Source organism: Flavobacterium ranwuense (assembly GCF_004349315.1).
Lineage (GTDB): Bacteria > Bacteroidota > Bacteroidia > Flavobacteriales > Flavobacteriaceae > Flavobacterium > Flavobacterium ranwuense.
This window is the reverse complement of the sequence record NZ_SMLH01000001.1, coordinates 270,481-288,880: the sequence shown is the minus strand read 5'-3', so window position 1 is coordinate 288,880 and position 18,400 is coordinate 270,481. Positions and strand designations below refer to the sequence as shown.

The 18,400-nt window shown below is 36.3% G+C and carries 15 protein-coding genes; 5 read left to right on the top strand and 10 right to left on the bottom strand.

The window, feature by feature from the left end; genetic code table 11:
- Nucleotide 1: 1 nt before the first annotated feature.
- The 6 genes from E0I61_RS01210 to E0I61_RS01185 all read right to left on the bottom strand — a co-directional run bounded on the left by E0I61_RS01210 (nt 2) and on the right by E0I61_RS01185 (nt 5,059).
- Entirely contained in the window at nt 2-745 is a 744-nt protein-coding gene (locus E0I61_RS01210; protein WP_132068871.1) for an SGNH/GDSL hydrolase family protein, read from the bottom strand.
- Between the two features lie 64 nt (nt 746-809).
- Entirely contained in the window at nt 810-1,592 is a 783-nt protein-coding gene (locus E0I61_RS01205) for a DUF3050 domain-containing protein (protein ID WP_131991117.1), read from the bottom strand.
- Between the two features lie 91 nt (nt 1,593-1,683).
- Nucleotides 1,684-2,862, bottom strand: a complete 1,179-nt coding sequence (locus E0I61_RS01200; RefSeq protein ID WP_132068869.1) for an acyl-CoA dehydrogenase family protein — start codon at nt 2,860-2,862, stop codon at nt 1,684-1,686.
- A 237-nt stretch (nt 2,863-3,099) separates the two neighbouring features.
- Nucleotides 3,100-3,807 carry a tRNA1(Val) (adenine(37)-N6)-methyltransferase gene (locus E0I61_RS01195; protein WP_132068867.1) on the bottom strand — a complete coding sequence of 236 codons (708 nt, stop codon included), beginning with the start codon at nt 3,805-3,807 and terminating at the stop codon, nt 3,100-3,102.
- Nucleotides 3,808-3,958: 151 nt separating this feature from the next.
- The gene (gene rimM, locus E0I61_RS01190) at nt 3,959-4,483 is read right to left on the bottom strand and encodes a ribosome maturation factor RimM (protein ID WP_132068865.1); all 525 of its coding nucleotides are present in this window, start codon (nt 4,481-4,483) and stop codon (nt 3,959-3,961) included.
- 15 nt (nt 4,484-4,498) lie between these two features.
- Nucleotides 4,499-5,059 (bottom strand): 30S ribosomal protein S16, encoded by a 561-nt coding sequence (locus E0I61_RS01185; protein ID WP_131991125.1) that lies wholly within the window; start codon nt 5,057-5,059, stop codon nt 4,499-4,501.
- A 200-nt stretch (nt 5,060-5,259) separates the two neighbouring features.
- Between E0I61_RS01185 and E0I61_RS01180 the strand changes: the two genes are divergently transcribed.
- Nucleotides 5,260-5,745 carry a DUF6252 family protein gene (locus tag E0I61_RS01180; protein WP_132068863.1) on the top strand — a complete coding sequence of 162 codons (486 nt, stop codon included), beginning with the start codon at nt 5,260-5,262 and terminating at the stop codon, nt 5,743-5,745.
- Between the two features lie 155 nt (nt 5,746-5,900).
- Complete coding sequence (locus E0I61_RS01175) at nt 5,901-6,263, top strand: RNA recognition motif domain-containing protein (protein WP_099713722.1); 363 nt, start codon at nt 5,901-5,903, stop codon at nt 6,261-6,263.
- Nucleotides 6,264-6,352: 89 nt separating this feature from the next.
- Here the strand turns inward: E0I61_RS01175 and leuB are convergent, their stop codons facing one another.
- From leuB to leuC, 4 genes are all read right to left on the bottom strand, one after another.
- Nucleotides 6,353-7,414, bottom strand: coding sequence for a 3-isopropylmalate dehydrogenase (gene leuB, locus E0I61_RS01170; RefSeq protein ID WP_132068861.1), 1,062 nt, complete (start codon nt 7,412-7,414; stop codon nt 6,353-6,355).
- A 92-nt stretch (nt 7,415-7,506) separates the two neighbouring features.
- On the bottom strand, nt 7,507-9,093 hold the full coding sequence (locus E0I61_RS01165; protein WP_235832044.1) for an alpha-isopropylmalate synthase regulatory domain-containing protein: 1,587 nt from the start codon (nt 9,091-9,093) through the stop codon (nt 7,507-7,509).
- A 137-nt stretch (nt 9,094-9,230) separates the two neighbouring features.
- Nucleotides 9,231-9,827 (bottom strand): 3-isopropylmalate dehydratase small subunit, encoded by a 597-nt coding sequence (gene leuD / locus E0I61_RS01160; protein ID WP_131991131.1) that lies wholly within the window; start codon nt 9,825-9,827, stop codon nt 9,231-9,233.
- A 170-nt stretch (nt 9,828-9,997) separates the two neighbouring features.
- A complete protein-coding gene (gene leuC, locus E0I61_RS01155; RefSeq protein ID WP_132068859.1) occupies nt 9,998-11,392 on the bottom strand; it encodes a 3-isopropylmalate dehydratase large subunit in 1,395 nt (464 codons plus the stop codon).
- A 586-nt stretch (nt 11,393-11,978) separates the two neighbouring features.
- Between leuC and E0I61_RS01150 the strand changes: the two genes are divergently transcribed.
- From E0I61_RS01150 to E0I61_RS01140, 3 genes are all read left to right on the top strand, one after another.
- Entirely contained in the window at nt 11,979-12,398 is a 420-nt protein-coding gene (locus E0I61_RS01150; protein ID WP_132068857.1) for a DUF417 family protein, read from the top strand.
- A 175-nt stretch (nt 12,399-12,573) separates the two neighbouring features.
- Nucleotides 12,574-17,109: a DNA polymerase III subunit alpha gene (gene dnaE / locus E0I61_RS01145; protein ID WP_132068855.1), complete on the top strand. Its 4,536-nt coding sequence runs from the start codon at nt 12,574-12,576 to the stop codon at nt 17,107-17,109.
- A gap of 180 nt (nt 17,110-17,289) precedes the next feature.
- Nucleotides 17,290-18,201 (top strand): outer membrane beta-barrel protein, encoded by a 912-nt coding sequence (locus E0I61_RS01140; RefSeq protein WP_132068853.1) that lies wholly within the window; start codon nt 17,290-17,292, stop codon nt 18,199-18,201.
- The last annotated feature ends 199 nt before the right edge of the window (nt 18,202-18,400 follow it).

Sequence of the window (18,400 nt, the reverse complement as noted above, 5' to 3'; positions counted from 1 at the left end):
TTTAATTTTGTATAGCTGTTGCAGCTTTTGGCAAAATCCGTTCTACAAATAAGGAATGCGCTAATTCTGATGGATGTAATCCATCTTGCGCAACAAGATCAGTATTTGTCAAACCTTGTCTGGTGATATCCGTAATGTTTACAAACTCAATTGTGTTGTCTGTGCAATATTTTTTTGCAAAAGCATTATAATTGTCAATTTCCATTGAAATCGTTGATTGGATTCCTGATCTCTGACCAAAAGGAGTATAGGCATAATCCGGAATAGAAACCACAATTACATTGGTCTTATCTCCCTTTGCAAGAGCAATAGCTTTATTTATTAATTCAGGAAATTCTTTTTCGTATAATGAAATAGGTCTGTTTTGATATTGATTGTTTACCCCTATTAATAGCGTAACTAAATCATAGTTTGAAGTTGGATTCTGGGTGTTTATTGCCGATATTAAGTTGGTGGTGGTCCAGCCCGTCTGTGCAATAATTTTCAAAGAATAGGTGTTGGTTGGATTTAAATTTCCTAGGATTTTTTTTAATTGTTCAGGAAATCTACAGGTTTCACAAACGCTCTGACCGATTGTGTAACTGTCTCCAATTGCCAAATAGCTGTAGGATTGGTTTTGTGTTTGCGGAATAGGTTTTGTAATTACTGGTATAGGAGTAGTTTTAGTTGCTGGATTATCAGTACTGCAACTTGAACTAAAAAGGAATAAGAAAAACGCAACTGTTATTTGGAATTGTTTTTTCATTATTTTTGAAATTAGATAAAACTCATTTCTAAATAACAGTTACGTTTTTTTGGGTGAATTGGTTTTAGGCTAATTCCACATTCATCATAAGCGTTTCTTCGATGGCATCCCAAAGCCCGATACGTTTTTCTAAAGCCAACTTCGAAATTTCTTCGACATCAGACCATTTTTGAGCATCAGTCCCACAAAGTTCCGTTATCATTTTCATTGCCATTGGGCCATGGTCATCAGCATCCAATTCGATATGTCTTTCGAAATAATAAATGAGTTTACTCAAATCAGTTTTGGGGAAGTTTTCTTGAAAATTTTTCAAAATAGCGGTAAACATGCCTGGAATCAGATCTTCTCTTCCAAAAGTGAATGCAGCTGCAATTTCATGCGATTTTCCTTCGTCAATAACTCTGAAAGTAAAGTCTAAGAAAGCTTTGATATTTGGGTGTAAATTGCTTTTTTTTATAGCAACAAATATGTTTTTAAGTGAATCTACTTCTGCTAGAAATTGTTTTATACCAGCAGTATTTGCGCTGCAAGCCTCCATCGCTTCAATATACATTTCATAATGACTTTGGCGACGGCCATCAATAGTCAAATCGGATTCTTCTGCAAGGACTATTTCGTTTATCAAATACCTGGTTTCAGGATTTTCTGTTGCAAACCAAGGAGTTGTTGTGCAGGTTAATTTAGATTGTAATGCTTTTAATAAAGACATAAAATCCCAAACTGCATACACGTGATTTTCAAGAAAGCACTGTAAATCCTCAATGGTTTTTACTTTTTTATATAAAGAATGTTGTAACAATAGCTCTTTTTGGGGTTGAATGCTATTGTTGATTGTTTCAATATTCATAAGTGGTATTTTTATGTAAATATAAAAAAGCTTCTCGTTTCCAAGAAGCTTTTTCAATCAATTTTATAAATACTTTAATAGTCGTTGATGGTTATTTAAAAGCTGGAATTCCAGTAATATCCATTCCGGTAATCAATAAGTGAATGTCGTGAGTTCCTTCATAAGTAATTACAGATTCAAGATTCATCATGTGGCGCATGATAGAATATTCTCCGGTAATTCCCATTCCGCCTAGCATTTGTCTGGCTTCACGAGCAATATGGATTGCCATATCTACATTGTTTCTTTTAGCCATTGAGATTTGAGCAGTTGTTGCTTTACCTTCATTTCGCAAAACGCCTAATCTCCAAGTCAATAATTGTGCTTTGGTGATTTCAGTAATCATTTCGGCCAATTTCTTTTGTTGCAATTGAGTTCCTGCAATAGGTTTGTCAAACTGGATTCTTTCTTTGGCGTAACGTAAAGCAGTATCATAACAGTCCATGGCAGCGCCAATAGCACCCCAGGCAATTCCGTAACGTGCTGAATCAAGACAACCAAGAGGCGCTCCTAGTCCAGATTTATTTGGCAATAAGTTTTCTTTTGGTACTTTTACATTGTCAAAAATTAATTCGCCAGTTGATGATGCACGAAGCGACCATTTGTTGTGCGTTTCCGGAGTAGAAAAACCTTCCATTCCGCGCTCTACGATTAAACCGTGAATTCTTCCTTCTTCATTTTTTGCCCAAACAATAGCAATATCTGCAAACGGTGCATTCGAAATCCACATTTTGGCACCATTCAATAAATAATGGTCTCCCATATCTTTAAAGTTGGTAATCATGCTTCCTGGATCTGAACCATAGTTTGGTTCCGTCAATCCAAAGCATCCCATAAATTCGCCTGTTGCTAACTTTGGTAAGTATTTTACGCGTTGCTCTTCATTTCCATATTTCCAAATTGGATACATTACCAAAGAAGATTGTACAGATGAGGTAGAACGAACGCCAGAATCTCCACGCTCAATTTCTTGCATGATTAATCCATAGGATATCTGATCTAAACCTGCACCGCCATATTCTTCGGGAATATAAGGACCAAAACCACCAATTTCACCTAAACCTTTTATGATTTGTTTTGGAAATTCCGCTTTTTGAGCATATTCTTCTATGATAGGAGATACTTCGCGTTTTACCCATGCACGAGCAGAATCACGCACTAATTTGTGTTCATCGGTTAGTAAATCGTCTAAGTTATAGTAATCTGGAGCTTGAAATAAGTCTGGTTTCATGGTTTGGTAATTTTTATATGTGACAAATTTACATAAAGAAATATAACAAAAGCACTAACAAATGTTATATTTTTTTATTTTCATTGAAAATAACGAATTTTGTAATCAAATATGGTATTTTTCAAAGTATGATTTTAATGAAAAAAACATTGCCTACTAATTTACAATAAAATCGCTAATTGCCGTTTGAAATTTATTTTAAAAGAAGAAGTCGATGGATGTGGATAAAGTACTGAATTACATCTTCAAATAAAAATCTTTTGTCAATTCGATATATTCGGGTGTATATTGATGTCTCGAAGTTTCGATAATTAATTCATCAAGAGTAATGATAGCGTTTTCATTTCGGGTAAAAGCTAATAAACTGCGTTTGATCTCGGTAGTTGGAGTCCCTTTTACGCGAGTAATTTTTAAAGGATGTAATTCGTATTCCTTGGCTAGAGCCAAAAAGATTTCTTCTTCTTTAAAAGGAATTATAACAGATAAAATCCCGTTTTCAGAAAGTAACAAAGCAGCGGCTTCGATCAAATCTTCAAAAGGCATCGCATCGGCAAAACGCGCCAAATCCCGTTGTTCGTTTTCAGATTTATAATCGTCAGTATAGAATGGAGGATTGGAAACAATTAAATCGTATTCGTCTTCTGGTTCTTCTACAAATTCATCCAAACCAGCATGAAAACAGAATAGGCGATCACTCCAAGGGGAGTTCTCAAAATTATCTACGGATTGTTCGTACGCTTCTTCGTCGATTTCCAAAGCGTCAATTTGTTCCGCGTTGCTTCTTTGCGCAAGCATTAAAGCGATTACACCTGTTCCGGTGCCAATATCTAAAATGCTAAAGGGATTGTTTTCAATTGGTGCCCAAGCGCCAAGTAAAACACCGTCGGTTCCAATTTTCATGGCACAACGATCTTGTTCTATTGAAAATTGTTTGAAACTAAACATGGAGAAATTTGATTTCAGATTGTAGATTAACGATTTTTGATTTAGGCTTTTTTGTAAATGCGGATTTATTGGATTTCAATAAATAGTAAAGTCTAATGAAGTCTTTGATTTTATCGATTAACCGAATAAGCAAATAACCGATTAAACTTTTCTAAAGGTACATTTCAATAAGTCCTTCTGGTAAATCCATGATAACTTTTTTGTTTTCCCTGTCAATTTTTACAAGGAAATGGTCAATCATGGGAATGAGAATTTCTACATCGCCGTTTAGAACTTCAAAAAGAGGTTGGGCAGTAGTGTCATTTATGGATTGGATTTTTCCAACAACACCAAGGCGTTTGTCTTCAACTTCAAAACCAATTACTTCATGGAAGTAGAATTTGTTGCCGGTAAGTTTTGGCAACATATTTAAAGGAAGATATAGATCGTTGCCAATAACAGCATCGGCATCTTCTTCGGTATTCATATCTTCAAAACGAATTCTAAGAAAGTCGTTTTTGTGTAACGAACTATTTTCAATAAAAAAAGGAACCAAGTGTTTGTTGCATTCAACAAACACTGATTCCAAGTTTTCGTATAACTCAGGTTCGTCCGTGTCTAAATAGGCAAGAACTTCCCCTTTGAAACTAAATTTTTTAGCGATTTTACCTAAGTAGAAACAATCTTCTTTACGCATCTTCGCCTTCTAAAATTATGCTTCAGTTGTTTCGTTATTTTCTTCTGCAGCAGGAGCTTCTTCAGCTTCAACTTCAGCAACTTCTTCTTCAACAGCTGGAGTTGCAGCAGCGATAGCGTCAGCTTCTGCTTGAGCAGCTGCAGCTAAACGTTTAGCATTAACATCTTGTTCTGCTTTGAAAGCTTTAGCTTTAACATCAGCTTGTGCTTTTGTTAAACCTTCTTTTTTAGCATCAACTTTTCCAGATTTTGCTTCTAACCAAGCAGCTAATTTTGCATCAGCTTGTTCTTGAGTTAAAGCTCCTTTACGAATACCACCATCAAGGTGATGTTTCAATAAAGCACCTTTGTAAGAAAGAATTGCTTTTGCAGTATCAGTTGGTTGAGCACCATTGTGTAACCATTTTACTGCGCTATCAAGGTTTAATTCGATAGTTGCTGGGTTAGTGTTTGGATTGTAAGTACCAATTTTTTCTAGGTATTTACCATCTCTTTTTGAGCGTGCATCTGCAGCTACAACCCAGTAAAAAGGTTTTTGTTTTTTACCGTGTCTTTGTAATCTAATTTTTACTGACATAATCTTATGATTAAATTTTGAGGTACTCGACCTCGATTAATTAAGGGTGCAAAGATACATTTTTTCTCGATAAATACTAATTCGAATAGTATTTTAATGATTGGTAATGTGTTAGGAATGATTTTGGCGCATATTTTTTGAGGGAAGTTCTGTTTTTAAGCTTTAATAACTTATTTTTGTTTGTTCAAAAGTTGCATTTTATGAAAACATATTTTTTGTTTATTGTCGTGCTTTTCTCTTTAATGTCTTGTGAAGAAGATATTAGTTTTAATAATCCTTCGCTGCAAGGGATGAAGGATAACGTGTTTTGGAGAGGGGTGCAATCTAAAGCAACATTAGCTGGTGATGGATCTTTGCTTATAGAATCCTTTACAGCAAATGAAACTTTATCCTTAAAAACCACTTCTACTACGGCTCAAACTTATTTTTTAGGAACCAGCGAGACCAAAAAAGCGACTTATACGATTACTGATGTTACGAATGGTTTGGTTACTTTTTCTACAGGTTTTGGGATAGGAGAGGGGCAAATTGAGATAACGGATTATGATGCTGTTAATAATACCGTCACAGGCACGTTTAAATTTAATGCAAAAAATACAAATACAAACTCGTTAGCCAGTCCTGTTGTGAATTTTCAACACGGAGTTTTTTATAAGGTTCCTGTAGTTAGTTCTCTTGTTCAGTAATCTATGAGGAGTTGGTTTCTTAAAACACTTCGAGTATTAGCTTTAGGATGCTCGTTTTCTTTTTTTTAAATTAAAATAAAAACATAAATAAGCTAATATATAGTAGATTAGAAAAAAATAACAGTACATTTGTTCTATTATTTAAATAAGTACATATGAATATTTTTGTTGGAAGCCTTCCATTCAGTATTGAGGAAGCAGATTTAAGAGAGTCTTTCGAGGCTTACGGAGCAGTTGATTCAGTTAAAATTATTACTGATAAATTTACTGGAAGAAGTAAAGGATTTGGTTTTGTTGAGATGCCAAATGATGACGAAGCTCAAAAAGCAATTGACGAATTGAACGGTGCTACTGTTCAAGGACGTGCAATCGTAGTAAACAAATCTGAGCCTAAACCAGAAGGTGAAAGAAGAAGTTTTAACAATAACAGTCGTGGTGGAGATTCACGCGGTGGTTATGGTGGTGGAAACAGCCGTGGTGGAGATAACCGTGGTGGTGGAAACAGAGGAGGATATTAATATTTTTTTCTACAATATAAAAAAAGGTGTCAATTTATTGACACCTTTTTTGTTTGGATATTGTTGAGACGCACCGCAGTGCGTCTTTACTATAGATTAGCAACCAACCAATCTCCCACTTCGCTGGTTTTATAGGCTTTTGAATCTTTAGAAGCTAAATCTTCAGTTACAATTCCTTGCTCCAATGATTTGTTAACTACTGCTCTAATAGCTTCTGCTTCTTCTTTTAGTCCAAAAGCATCTTCAAACATCATTGCAGCGGATAGTACTGTTGCTAATGGATTGGCAATGTTTAAGCCTGTGGCTTGTGGATACGATCCGTGAATAGGTTCGTACAATGAAGTATGCTCTCCTACAGATGCTGATGGCATTAATCCCATTGAGCCTGATATTACTGAAGCCTCATCGGTCAAAATATCTCCAAATAAGTTTTCTGTAATCAATACATCATACGAATTAGGCCATTGCACTAAACGCATCGCTACAGCATCAACAAATTCATAACTTACCGTTACTTCAGGATAGTCTTTTTCCATAGCTTGTACAGTTTCTCTCCACAAGCGGGAAGTCTCCATTACATTGGCTTTATCAACACAACATAGTTTTTTAGTACGGGTCATTGCCAACTCAAAACCTTTTTTTGCTAAACGTTGTACTTCTGCTCTAGTGTAAGTACATGTGTCAAATGCAGTCTCGCCATCGTCTTTTCTTCCTTTTTCTCCAAAATAGATCCCTCCGGTAAGTTCTCTCAAAAAAACCAAATCAGTTCCTTCGATGCGTTCTCTTTTTAAAGGAGAATTGTCAATCAAAGATGGAAATGTGAAGGTTGGACGCACATTGGCGAACAAGCCTAATTTTTTTCTCATCAGTAATAAACCTTGTTCTGGACGAATGGGGGCACTTGGGTCATTATCGTATTTTGGATGTCCAATGGCTCCAAACAAAACGGCATCTGCTTTCATGCAAATTTCATGTGTTTCATCAGGATAAGGAACTCCAACGGCGTCAATGGCACAAGCTCCTGTAAGAGCAGGCGTCCAAGTGATTTCATGGTTGAATTTTTTTGCAATAGCATCCGAAACTTTTACAGCTTCATTGATTACTTCAGGTCCAATTCCGTCTCCGGCTAAAAGGGCTATGTTAAATTTCATATTAATTGTGTTTTCCTTCCCCCAAGCCCCCCCTCCGAAGGAAGGGGAGACTGGGTGGAATAGGATTGGGTTTATTGTTTGTGTTAAATCTCTTAAATTTTATTTAAAATTTGACGGTCCAATTTCGTCGTGGCTCCCTCCCCTTCGGGGAGGGCTGGGGAGGGGATTACATTCAACATTTTTTGGGTCGCTATGATTGCGGCAACTGTTTGGTCTGAATCCAGTCCCCTGGTTTTAAATTCTTTTTCATTATTCGTCCAGGTAATTATGGTTTCGCACAATGCATCAGAACTGCTTCCAGGAGGAATTCGTACAGCATAATCAATCAATTTTGGTAATTCTAAGTTTTTGCTTTTATATATTTTTGCCAATGCATTCATAAAAGCATCAAATTGCCCGTCACCTTGTGCATGCTCTTCAATCACTTCCCCGTCTATTTTTAAAGATAAAGTGGTCGATGGGCGCATGCCTTTTGCATGAGATAATATATAGGACTCAACAACAACTTTTTCTTGATAGGTTTGGCTATCCAAAACATCAGAAATAATATAGGGTAAGTCTTCTTTAGTAACAGTCTCTTTTTTGTCGCCTAGTTCAATGATACGTTGTGTAACTAATTTTAAGTCTTCAGGATTTAATTTCAACCCTAATTCCTGAAGGTTTTTTTCAATATTGGCCTTGCCAGATGTTTTTCCTAAGGCATATTTTCGTTTTCTTCCAAAACGTTCCGGAAGCAAATCATTAAAATATAAATTATTTTTATTGTCGCCATCGGCATGGATACCTGCAGTCTGCGTAAATACATTGTCGCCAACAATAGGTTTGTTAGCAGGAATTCTATAGCCGGTAAAAGTTTCTACCAATTTACTCACAGAATACAATGATGATTCTTTTACACCGATTTCTATTTGTGGTAAAAAGTCATTGATTACGGCAACGGTGCTTTCAAGTGGTGCATTTCCAGCACGTTCTCCCATTCCGTTTACCGTGACGTGAAGCCCTTGAATACCAGCTTTTACAGCTTCCATTACATTTGCGATGCTTAAATCGTAGTCGTTATGGGCGTGAAAATCAAAATGAGTATTTGGATATCTTGCTATAATTTTCGAAATGAATTCAAAAGTTTCTGAAGGAATTAAAACACCTAAAGTGTCCGGCAATAACACTCTTTTTATTGGTTGTTTTGTCAAAAAATCTAAATATTGAAACACATATTCAGGGGAATTGCGCATTCCGTTACTCCAATCTTCCAAATATACATTGGTTTCAATATTATTTTCTTGAGCCAATGCAATGGTTTGAGCAATCTCGGTAAAATGTTGTTCAGGCGTTTTCTTTAGTTGATGCGTTAAATGGTTGAGAGATCCTTTGGTCAGTAAATTTTGGACTTTGGCTCCAGTCTTTTTCATCCAGTCTATCGAAAGCCCGCCGTCAACAAAAGTTAAAACTTCGATTCGGTTGGAATAACCTTTCTCATTAGCCCAACTCATTATCCCTTTTACACCTTGAAATTCTCCTTCGCTTACCCGTGCCGAAGCAATTTCGATTCTATCAATATTTAATTCTTCCAGCAATAATTGCGCAATGGTTAGTTTTTCTGCAGCAGAAAATGATACTCCCGATGTTTGTTCACCATCACGGAGCGTCGTATCCATTATTTCAATTTTTCTTTTTTTCATTATAAATTTGATGCTAAAAGTGGTTTCGACTTCAGTGATTTGAAATCTTGTTGTTGTATTTTATAAAATGGTAAAACCAGTTATCTGGCTTGACGATACTATTGAGCATACGATAACTGCATTTTTATTGTTTGTTTCTAGTAAGGAAGTTGATTGGCAAAACCAACAATTTCTTCTTTGATGTTTTGCAAATAATCAATATCATCAAAACCGTTAACCATATTATCTTTTTTGTATCCGGAAATATCAAAAGATTCTTTTTGACCGGTTGCTTTTAATGTAATGGTTTGTTCCGGAAGATTTATTTCTAATTCTGTTTTTGGATCAGCTTCAATAGCCTTGAAAATAGTTTCAGCAAATTCTGGACTTACTTGTACCGGCAAAACACCAATGTTTAAGCAATTCCCTTTAAAAATATCTGCAAAAAAACTAGACACAACTGCACGAAATCCGTAATCGTAAACGGCCCAAGCCGCGTGCTCTCTTGAAGAACCCGAACCAAAGTTTTTCCCGCCTACTAGTATTTTTCCACTGTAAGTTGCGTCATTCAAAACGAAATCAGCTTTTGGTGTATCATCTCCGTTGTATCTCCAGTCTCTGAAAAGGTTGTCTCCAAAAGCTTCACGTTTAGTAGCTTTCAAGAAACGTGCTGGGATGATTTGATCGGTGTCCACATTTTCTATTGGTAGTGGTACTGCACTACTCGTAAGGATATTAAATTTATCGTATGCCATTGTGATTTTTGATTTTTGATTAACGATTTCTGATTTTAGATTTACCTTAAGGAAAATGGAATCGTAAACGCTAACTAATATTATTTTATATTCTATAATTTAAACTGAATGCTGTGTCGATTTTAACGAAATCTGAAATCAAAAATCGTTACTCTACATTCTGAAATCTTTTAAAACAAATCTCTAGGATCTGTTAGTTTTCCAGTTACTGCAGCAGCAGCGGCCATGATTGGACTTGCCAATAATGTTCTTGAACCGGGACCTTGACGACCTTCGAAGTTTCTGTTTGAAGTGCTTACTGCATATTTTCCTGCAGGTACTTTATCATCATTCATCGCCAAACAAGCCGAGCAACCTGGTTGACGCAATACAAAACCAGCTTCAGTAAGAATGTCCAACAGTCCTTCCTCTTTAATTTGAGCTTCTACTACGTGAGAACCCGGAACTAACCAAGCCGTAACATTAGCTGCTTTTTGTCGCCCTTTTACAATTTCTGTAAAAGCTCTAAAATCTTCAATTCTACCATTGGTACAACTTCCTAAGAAAACAAAATCAATTGGTTTGCCAATCATTACGTCATTTTCTTCAAAGCCCATGTAAGCTAAAGATTTTTTATACGTTTCTTCGCCACCTTCTACTTGGTTAGCGCTTGGAATATTTTTTGAGATACCAATTCCCATTCCAGGATTTGTACCATATGTAATCATTGGTTCAATATCTGCAGCATTGATGTTTAATTCTGCATCAAAAATAGCATAGGCATCCGTTTTCAACGTTTTCCAATATTCAACGGCTTTTGTCCAAGCTTCGCCTTTTGGAGCGTATAACCTTCCTTCTAAGAAATCAAATGTTTTTTGGTCCGGAGCAATCATACCACCACGGGCACCCATTTCGATACTCAAGTTACAAACAGTCATACGGCCTTCCATAGACATGTTTTCAAAAACATCTCCAGCATATTCGGCGAAATATCCTGTACCTCCAGAAGTAGTTAATTGTGCAATAATATAAAGTGCAACGTCTTTTGGACCAACACCTTTACTCAATTCACCATTTACGTTGATACGCATTTTCTTTGGTTTCGGTTGCATGATACATTGTGTAGCCATCACCATTTCAACCTCAGAAGTTCCAATTCCAAAAGCAATAGCGCCAAAAGCACCATGCGTAGAAGTGTGAGAATCTCCACAAACAATAGTGGCGCCTGGCAAAGTAATTCCGTTTTCAGGACCTACTACGTGTACGATTCCGTTTTTTTGATGACCTAATCCCCAGTGTGAAATTCCATATTCTGCTGCATTGTCTTCTAATGCCTTAAGTTGATTGGCAGACAAGACATCTTGAACCGGTAAATGTTGATTTATAGTTGGCGTGTTGTGATCCGCAGTAGCAAAAGTGCGCTCTGGATATAAAACAGAAATACCTCTTTCTTTTAAACCTAAAAAAGCTACAGGACTAGTAACTTCATGGATGAAATGGCGGTCAATAAAAAACACGTCTGGTCCATCTTCAATTTTACGCACCACGTGCGAATCCCATACCTTGTCAAATAATGTAGTACTCATTTTAATATGTTTTTAATGTATTTTTTTATAGCCAAGTTGGCTAAGATGATAACAATGAAAACAAAACTAAAAAAAGAATCAAGTCTTTATTTTTTAATATTTCATTATATACGATACCCAAAATCGTATTAGGGTATTTCTTTGCTGATTTTTATCTTTTAGGCTTCTTTTTTATTCGTGCAGTTTTTTATTTAGATAAAATAAAAAATCTATTTGTTGAAGTTTTTGTTATTTATCGAATAGTTAAAATACGCTCCTAAAAAGCTGTTATATTTATGGATATTTAATAAAATGGAATTAAAAACGACTTTTTTTTAATTTCAAACTCACTATTTGACTTTTGTCGAAGTTGTTTTTCTTTGTGATTTTCTTTGTAAATGGCATATTTTTTACCTGTATTTCAGTATTTTTTTTTGATGAAATACTACGACATCCAAAAAATGTATTTTTTTGTTTTTTAGAATAGGATTAAATGGAATTAAAGGCATTCATTTTTTATAAATGGTTCATTTATGACAAGTACCTGACAATTGCTTTAAATGAAGATCGCTAATTTTGAATATTATAAAAAATTAAAAATAATATCATGAATTTAAATCAAATCGCTTACAGACTTGGAGTTTTGGGAACAGTAATCATTTTAATTTGGGTGGGACTTTTTAAGTTTACGGCTGTCGAAGCGGAAGCCATAAAAGGTTTGGTCCAAAACCATTTTGCCATGGGTTGGATGTATAAACTAATGTCTGTACAAACAGTTTCTAATGTAATTGGGATTTTTGAGGTTGTAACTGGAATTGGATTAATACTTTCTTTTTTTAATAAAAAAATCGGAATGTATGCTGGTCTGGCTTCGGCTATTATATTTGTTACAACTTTAAGTTTTTTGGCAACCACTCCGGGTGTTTTTAAAATGGTAGAAGGTTTTCCTGTAACTGATTTTTTTATGCTAAAAGACATTCCGTATTTGGCAATTTCTTTAATGGTTTATGCAAAAAGTAAAGAATAAAAATTATTGATAGGTGTTGATAAAATACTGCATTCTTTCTCCAAAAAAAGACTAAATTTGAAATTCATTTTTTGCATTTTTTACTAATTTTAAAGTGTTTAAAACCAGTTAAATACACAGTTTAAATCTATCGATTTAGGCACCCTTCCCTTCGGGGAGGGCTGGGGAGGGATTTATGTACTTAATATTCGATACCGAAACTACAGGATTACCAAAGCGTTGGGGCGCTCCCATTTCAGATACGGATAACTGGCCGCGTTGTATTCAGATTGCTTGGCAGTTGCACGACGATATGGGAAAACTTCTCGAGCATCAGGATTATTTAGTGAAGCCCGAAGGTTTTAATATTCCGTATGACGCGGAACGAATTCACGGTATTTCTACGGAATTGGCGGAAGCCGATGGGATTTCGTTGGCAGAAGTTTTAGAAAAATTCAATATAGCTTTAGGCAAAGCCAAATTTATTGTAGGTCAGAATTTAGGTTTTGACATCAATATCATGGGTTGTGAGTTTTATAGAATGGGTGTTGAAAGCCAAATGAGTTCGATGCCAATTCTGGATACCTGTACCGAAGTAACCGCTTCCTTATTGCGGTTACCGGGTGGTCGAGGAGGAAAATTCAAATTGCCTACTTTAACGGAATTACATTCTTATCTTTTTAACAAGCCTTTTGGCGAAGCGCACAATGCCACTGCCGATGTCGAGGCAACTACGCGTTGTTTCTTGGAGTTAATTCGTCGTGACGTTTTCACAAAAGAGGAACTCGATGTAGAAATTGGCTATTTTAAAGATTTCCAAAATAAGAATCCATATGAGATTAAACTCATTGGATTAAAACATATTAATCTCAAAGAAGCGTCGGATAAAATTCGGCAGCAGTTTGGTGAAAAACAAGCGCCAGCCGTTTCCAGAGCAGTGCTTTCGGAGAACAAGAAAGTCTTAATTGACACGCCTTTCGTGCATTTGCATAATCATACACAGTTTTCGGTATTGCAATCTACCATTAGTATTGCGGCATTGGTAAAAGCGGCGGCACAACAAAAAATGCCTGCGGTTGCCATGACGGATCATGCAAATTTGATGGGTGCTTTCCATTTTGTCCGTGATATTTTATACCATAATAAAGCGGTTGAAGCCAAGAATAAAGCAGCGATTGAGAATGGGGAAGAACCTACTGAAGTCCCGATGAAACCGATTGTAGGTTGCGAATTTTTTGTTTGTGAAGACCATAAAAACAAGTCGGTTAAAGACAATGGATACCAAATAGTGCTTTTAGCGAAGACTAAAAAAGGCTACCACAATTTGGCCAAAATGTCTTCCATAGCGTATACGCAAGGGTTTTATTATGTGCCAAGAATCGACAGGAAAGTCATTCAGGAATTCAAAGAAGATATTATTGTTTTGTCTGGAAATCTTTATGGTGAAATCCCAAATAAGATTTTAAACATTGGTGAAAACCAAGCCGAAGAAGCCTTGCTTTGGTGGAAAAACGAGTTCAAAGAAGATTTTTATATTGAAGTGATGCGTCACAATCAAGAAGATGAAAATCGGGTGAATGCGTCTTTGATTTCATTGGCAAGAAAACATGATGTTAAGATTGTTGCAACGAATAATACCTTTTATATAGACAAAGAAAATTCGAATGCACATGATATTTTACTTTGTGTGCGTGACGGTGAAAAACAAACTACGCCTATTGGTCGCGGTCGCGGCTATCGGTACGGATTGCCCAATCAGGAGTATTATTTTAAGTCGGGAGACGAAATGAAACAGCTTTTTGCAAATTTGCCCGAAGCGATTTCGAATATTTCGGAGATTGTGGATAAAATTGAAATTTTCGATTTAGCGAGAGAAGTTTTGCTTCCTAAATTTGAAATTCCAACAGCATTTAATAATCCGGAAGATGAAAAAGATGGCGGTGTACGAGGAGAAAATGCGTATTTAAGACATCTTACTTTTGAAGGCGCCAATCGAAGATATCCTGTAATAACTGAAGAAATTCAAGAACGACTGGATTTTGAATTGTTGACGATCTCCAATTCCGGTTATCCAGGATATTTCCTGATTGTACAGGATTTAATTGCCGAGGCCAGAAGTATGGGGGTGTCTGTAGGTCCTGGTCGTGGTTCAGCGGCGGGATCGGTGGTGGCGTATTGTTTGAAAATTACCAATATTGACCCATTGATGTACAACCTGCTTTTTGAGCGTTTCTTGAATCCCGATCGTGTGTCACTACCCGATATTGATATCGATTTTGATGACGAAGGACGAAGCAGTGTAATGGATTATGTGATCCGGAAATACGGCTCGAAACAAGTAGCACAGATTATCACATATGGTAAAATGGCAACAAAATCAGCCATTCGAGATACGGCCCGTGTTTTGGATTTACCATTATTTGAAGCCGATAAAATAGCAAAATTGATTCCGGGAATGATGCCGTCTAAATGGAATTTGGCGCGTTTTTTAAATGAAAAAGAAGATGTAATTAAGAAAGCGGTTCGTCCGGAAGAATACGATAAAATAAAAGAATTAATAGGGCTTGCCAATGAAAGTGATTTGGGTGGAGAAACCATTCAGCAAGCCAAAGTTTTAGAAGGGAATCTAAGAAATACTGGGATTCACGCCTGCGGAGTGATTATTACGCCGAGCGACATTACCAATTTTGTTCCTGTGGCTACCGCCAAAGATTCTGATTTGTATGTGACCCAGTTTGACAACTCGGTGGTGGAAAGTGCGGGTTTATTGAAGATGGACTTCTTGGGTTTGAAAACCCTAACTCTGATAAAAGACACGGTTAAGTTGGTGAAATATAGAAGCGGAATTGATCTTAATCCGGATGAATTTCCTATTGATGATTTGAAGACGTATGAGCTTTTTCAACGAGGAGAAACGGTAGGGATTTTCCAGTATGAGAGTCCGGGAATGCAGAAATACATGAAGGAATTGAAGCCAACGGTTTTTCCGGATTTAATTGCCATGAATGCGTTGTATCGTCCGGGACCAATTGCTTATATTCCGAGTTTTGTAAAAAGAAAAAATGGCGAAGAGGAAATTATTTATGACCTTGATGCCTGTGAAGAATTACTAAAAGATACGTACGGAATTACCGTTTACCAAGAACAAGTAATGCTTTTGTCCCAAAAACTGGCGGATTTCTCTAAAGGGGATGCCGACGTTTTGCGTAAAGCAATGGGAAAAAAACAAAAGGACGTTCTGGATAAAATGAAACCTAAATTTATCAGTCAGGCTGCCGCCAAAGGCCATGCCGAAGATAAGTTGGAGAAAATTTGGAAAGACTGGGAGGCTTTTGCGGAATATGCCTTTAATAAATCGCACTCGACTTGTTATGCCTGGATTGCCTATCAAACGGCATTTTTGAAGGCCAATTATCCAGCGGAATATATGGCTGCGGTTTTGTCTAATAATATGAGTGATATCAAGCAGGTTTCTTTCTTTATGGAAGAATGCAAGCGTATGGGATTACAAGTTTTAGGACCCGATGTCAATGAGTCGTTTTATAAATTTACCGTAAATGATGATTATGCGGTGCGTTTTGGAATGGGAGCCGTAAAAGGTGTGGGGTCTGGAGCTGTGGCAACAATTGTGGAGAATAGAAAAGACGGACGATACAAATCGATTTTTGATTTGACCAAACGTATCGATTTACGTGCTGCGAATAAAAAAGCATTGGAGAATTTGGTTTTGGCTGGAGGGTTTGATTCGTTTTTAGGAACAACGAGAGCGCAATATTTTCATGATGATGGAGATGGAATTACCTTTTATGAAAAAGCGATTCGATATGGGTCAAAATTTCAGGAAAATGAGAATTCCTCTCAAGTAAGTTTGTTTGGGGATACCAGCGAAGTACAAATTGAAGAGCCTGTTGTACCGCCATGTGAAGATTGGAGTATGATGGAAAAGCTTTCTAGAGAAAAAGAAGTCGTAGGGATTTACATCTCGGGACATCCGCTGGATGATTACAAATTTGAAATGAAACATTTTTGTAATGCCAAATTAGAAGCGCTTAGAAACATGGAATTACATATAGGTAAAAATCTAACATTTGGTGGTATTGTAAATAATATCCAGCATCGAGAAGCTAAGAACGGAAAAGGCTGGGGTATGTTTACTCTGGAGGGTTATGACGAAAGTTATGAATTCCGAATTTTTGGGGAAGAGTATTTAAAGTTTCGCCATTTCTTTAGACAAAATGAGTTTGTTTTTATTAAAGTCAACATCAAAGATGGTTGGGTAAATAGAGAGACTGGTAAAAAAACCGAACCAAGATTACAATTTGTGGAGGTAAAGCAATTGCAAGATGTTTTAGAAACCTTCGCTAGAAAATTAGTCGTGCTATTAAATATAAAGGATTTAGAAACTGATTTTATCCATAAATTAAGTCATCTTTTTCAAGAGAATAAAGGGGATAATACAGTGTCTTTTGAAATCATGGAATTGGAAAAAACCAAACGACTCGTTACTGTTGCTCCTGTTGAAATAGAAAATGAAGAGGCAGCTTTTGTTGATGAAAGCGACGATTCTGATGCATCGATGCTTGAAGTTCCTGAAATAAATAGTACTACAGAAGTCGAAGAGATAAAAGTGGTGACGAAACTAACCATGCCCAGTAGAAAATTAAAAATCAAAATTTCGAATGAATTGTTGGTGGAGTTGGAGAAGATGCAGATTAATTTTAAGTTGAATTGATTTTTTTAACAGTTAAATATTGATTGTAAATTTTACCTTTTAGTTAAAGATTCAACATGCATGCATACTTTTAGCTTTAATTTCGAATATTGTAATGATTGTTCTTTTGTGATGCTAAAGCATCTGTAAAAATTGTCTTATAATTATTTATGTTTGTATAAATTAATTAAGAGTAAAATTATGAAAAAGAACCTGTTTTTATTAGGATTCATGGTTTGTACCATGGCTATGGTAGCGCAAACTGAAAAAAAAGAAAGTTGGTATTTTAAATTAGGCGGATCTTATTTTATGCAAACTGCCGCTACAGAATTCCCAACAGTTGGAGGGAACGCAGCTTTAGATAAAGTTTATGTTGGTGGAAAATTAACTTCGGAAGAAAGTATTACAGGTTCTTTTGGAGAAGGTTTTCGTACTGGAATAACTGCGGGTTACAGATTCAATACTCGTTTAGGTGTTGAGATAGGTGTTAACTATTATTCTAGTAATGATAAAACAATGGCGCAAACGACTACAGATCAAATATTTATATCTAATGGGAGGCCTGTTTATAATTTCAGATCTGTAGGCCAGATTACGGCTTTTGATTTAGCACCAGCGTTAGTGTTGTTTTTAGGGGAACATAAAGGCTTTGAGCCTTATACTAAAGTGGGTGTTTTGTTGCCTATACACGGTGATTTAGAAATTACTACAGATGCAGTGGTTCCAACAGGTGTGGCTAGTCCAGCAACAGTAGCTGTGCATAGTGTAGATAAGGTAAAGCCAAATCCAACAGTAGGATTTATGTCTGCTTTAGGGACGTCGTATAAATTAGGAAAGAGAATTTCTGCTTTTGCGGAATTAGAATACCGTAATTTTACGGTTCATGGAAAAACTAAAGAAACTACTGAATTTACAACGAATGGTCAAGATGTATTAGCAGGTAGAAGTCAGGCTCAAATTCATACGAATTATGTAGATCGTTTGGATGTTAATTCAAATAATGCTGCAACAAATCCAAATGGGTTAGATTCAACGAAACCAATGGATGAATTGAGTTCTTATGTTGGAATCAGTGGGTTGGGATTAACTCTTGGTTTGAAATACAGTCTATAATCAAGTACAATTGAAATAGAATGAAGACCTTCTGAAAAGAGGGTCTTTTTTTGTGGTCTAAACGTTTTGAAATCCCCAAATGTCATAGCCCTGATGGAAGCGGCACCCTTTTTCTTTTTTCTTTAAAGAGGAAAAGATACAGCGTACAGCAGGACACGAGCGAAGCGAACTGACGGAGTAAATAGCTCCTAATTGTTAT